This window comes from Dietzia sp. SYD-A1, from assembly GCF_015356725.1.
Classification (GTDB): domain Bacteria; phylum Actinomycetota; class Actinomycetes; order Mycobacteriales; family Mycobacteriaceae; genus Dietzia.
Genome location: NZ_JADDKI010000129.1, coordinates 1 through 3555, shown reverse-complemented (window position 1 = coordinate 3555; position 3555 = coordinate 1). Strand labels below are relative to the sequence as shown.

The 3555-nt window shown below is 69.2% G+C and carries 2 protein-coding genes and 1 pseudogene; all 3 read left to right on the top strand.

Features of this window, described 5'->3' with window-relative positions:
- Nucleotides 1–1213, top strand: a 1213-nt coding sequence (locus tag IY392_RS06165) for a M3 family metallopeptidase (RefSeq protein WP_228549092.1), incomplete at its 5' end; no start/stop codon positions are given.
- Between the two features lie 9 nt (nucleotides 1214–1222).
- Entirely contained in the window at nucleotides 1223–1432 is a 210-nt protein-coding gene (locus IY392_RS06160; RefSeq protein ID WP_107756110.1) for a hypothetical protein, read from the top strand.
- A 141-nt stretch (nucleotides 1433–1573) separates the two neighbouring features.
- Nucleotides 1574–2947 (top strand): annotated as a pseudogene (locus IY392_RS06155) (wax ester/triacylglycerol synthase family O-acyltransferase); the annotation flags it as partial.
- Between the last annotated feature and the right edge of the window lie 608 nt (nucleotides 2948–3555).

Genomic DNA, 3555 nt, shown 5'->3' with positions numbered 1-3555 from the left:
GCCGGACGCGGCACGGGGCCTGCTACTCGACGTGGTCGACGCCGCCGTCACCAACGCCCGCAACGAGGCCAAGGACCTGCTCGGGGGCGAGGACCGCGAGCTGCACCCGGCCGACTGGGCGTGGGAGTCCGAGCGACTGCGCGCCGAGCGATTCCAGGTGGACGACGCCCGCGTCCGGCCCTACTTCGAGCTCGAGAGGGTGCTCCGCGACGCGGTCATGCACTCGGCGTCCGAGCTCTACGGCCTGCGCTTCGCCGAGCGGACGGACCTTCGCGGGTATCTTCCGGACGTCCGGGTGATCGAGGTGTTCGACGACGAGCGCACCGAGCCCGACGCCGGAGTGGGGCTGTTGCTGCTCGACTACTACGCGCGTCCGACCAAGCGGGGCGGTGCCTGGATGAGCTCCTTCCGCGATCAGTCCCGGCTCCTGGACTCGCGGCCCGTCGTCGTCAACGTCATGAATCTGGCCCGCCCCGCGGCGGGCGAGCCGACGCTGCTCACGATGGACGAGGTCACCACCATGTTCCACGAGTTCGGCCACGCGCTGCACGGCCTGCTGTCGGACGTGGAGTACCCCGTGTTCTCCGGGACCTCGGTGCCGCGCGACTTCGTCGAGTTCCCCTCCCAGGTCAACGAGATGTGGGCCCGCCGCCCGGAGCTGCTCGCACGGTACGCGTGCCACGTGGAGACGGGGGAGCCGATCGACCCGGATCTGGTCGACCGGATGCGGGAGGCCGAGCGCTTCGGGGAAGGCCAGGCCACCGTCGAGTACCTCGCCGCCGCCCTGCTCGACCTGGCCTGGCATTCGCTCACCCCCGCCGAGGCCGAGGCGGTCACGGACGTGGACGAGTTCGAGGCGCGGGTGCTGGCCGACGCGGACCTGGACGTCCCCGGCGTGGAACCCCGGTACCGGTCGCGGTACTTCCAACACATCTTCGCCGGCGGGTACTCGGCCGCCTACTACTCGTACTTCTGGGCGGAGGTCCTCGACGCGGACGCCGCCGAGTGGTTCTCCGACCGCGGGGGACTGCAGAGGGCGACGGGCGAGGCGATGCGCCGCGAGGTCCTGTCCCGGGGCGGGGCGATCGACTTCCTCGACGCCTATCGGGCGATGCGCGGAGCGGACCCGAGCCCCTCGGCGCTGCTGCGTCGCCGCGGCCTGGACTCGTCGGTGGTGGGTGGCCGCGAGGCCGCCGCCGTCGGTCGGCCGTAGTATCGCGTCGTGACGGCTTTCCTCGAGTTCTGGGACACGGTCGAACTCTGGCTCGCCACGCTGCCCTTCCCACTTCAGGTCTTCATCATGCTCGCGGTGGGCGTCCCGCTGTTCTACCTGGCCGCGGTGGTCGTCGAACGGGTGGCGGATGTGCTCGTGCACCGGTTCCGGGGGCTCGTCGCCTCCGGCGACGCCGAGACCGGGAAGGAGGTCATCTGATGCCCCGGTCGCGTGTGACTCTCGCCCTGATCCTGCTGATCGCGCTCGTCGTGATGGCGTGGCTCATCCTCGACGTTTACTGAGGACAGGCCGTCGGTCGAACGGGCGCTGTGAGACTGACTGCGGACGTACACTTCGTGCATGCAGCGCCTGAGTGGACTTGACGCCAGCTTTCTCTACTTCGAGACCAGGGCCCAACTCCTGCACGTGTGCGGGTTGATCGTCCTCGACGGATCAGAGATGAATGGTGGCTACTCGTTCGACGCGCTGCGGGCCGAGCTCGCCCGCCGGGTCACGGCCATGCCCGGCTTTCGCCGCAAGCTGCACGACTCGTTGCTCAACATCGATCACCCGGTCTGGGTCGAGGCCGAGGACTTCAACATCGACCATCACCTCCACCGGGTGGGTCTGCCGGAGCCGGGTGGGGACGAGGTGCTCGCCGAACTGTGTGGGCACCTGGCCAGCCAGCCGATAGACCGCTCGATGCCCCTGTGGCAGATGTATGTCATTGAGGGGCTTCCCGACAACCGGTTCGCGGTCTTCGCCAAGATGCATCACTCGACCGTCGACGGCGTCACGGGTGCCAACATGATGTCCCAGCTGTGTTCGCTCACCCCGGACGACCCGACTCTCGACCAGGAACTGGTGGAGGAGACCGCCGGCGGGTCCGGGGCTCTCGAACTGGCCGTCGGTGGGGCGTTGTCCCGGCTGGCCACCCCGTGGCGCCTGGCCTCGTTGCTCCCGGGGACGCTGGGGGTCGTGCCGTCGTGGATCAACAGGGCGCGCAAGGGACTGGCCATGCCGGCGCCGTTCACCGCGCCCCGCACCCCGTTCAACCGCACGATCACCGGGCACCGGTCCATCTCGTACGCCAGTGTGGGCCTCGACCAGATCAAGCGCATCAAGAACGTCTTCAACACCACCGTCAACGACGTCGTGTTGGCGATCTGCTCCACGGCGCTCCGGACCTACCTCGACGACCTGGACACGTTGCCGTCGAAGCCCCTCATCGCGATGGTCCCGATGTCGGTGCACGCCGCGGAGTCGCGCCCCGGCACCAACCGGGTGTCAGGCATGTTCATGTCGCTGGCCACGGACATCGATGACCCGGTCGAGCGGCTGGAGTCCATCCGGGACGCCAACACCGTCGCCAAGGACCACACCGACGCGCTCGACGCCAATCTCCTCACCGACTGGGCGCAGTTCGCGGCTCCGTCGGTGTTCGGGTCCGCGGTCCGGATGTACTCGCGACTGAGGCTCTCGGAGCGGCACCCGGTGGTGCACAACCTCATTATCTCCAACGTGCCCGGCCCCAACATCCCGCTCTACTTCCTCGGGGCCAGGGTGACCAAGATGCTGCCGATGGGGCCGGTGTTCCACGGAGCCGGTCTCAACTGCACGGTGATGTCGCTCGATGGTGAACTGCACTTCGGGTTCATCGCGTGCAAGGACCTCGTTCCCGATCCGTGGCCCATGGCCCGCGCGGTGGATGCGGCCGTGGCCGAACTGGTCGCCGCCGCCGACGAGCGGGAGGCGAACGGCACCCCCACCGCGGAGCGGAAGTCGGCCGCCGAGTTGGCGCAGGTGCGCAAGCAGTCGAAGAAGGCCGGGCGTCAGTCACCGGCCGACAAGGATCAGGCCGGCTCGAGCGCCTCCGGCTCGAGCGCCTCCGGGAGGAAGAACCCGACGTCCACGGCGACGACCCGGAAGCCCTCATCGAAGAAGCCGACCGCAGCGACGGCGGCAGCCAGCACATCGGCGGAGCCGGAGAAGGCGCCGGCGAAGAAGGCACCGACGAAGAAGACACCGACGAAGAAGGCACCGGCGAAGAAGGCACCGGCGAAGAAGGCACCGGCGAAGAAGGCACCGGACCAGAAGGCTCCGGCGAAGAAGGCTCGGGCGACGAAGTCGGGTGCGGCGAAGCCGACCGCCAAGAAGACCGCCTCCCGGAAGAAGGCCACGTCCACCGAGGACTCCGCCACCACACCCACGGACACCGCGCGCGCCACGAAGAAGGCCCCGACCCGGAACTCGGCCGGCAAGCCCACGGGATCCAAGCCCGCCACCCCCGCGCGCGGCCCCGCGGGATCGGCATCCGGCACTGTGGGCTCCGTGCCCAGACC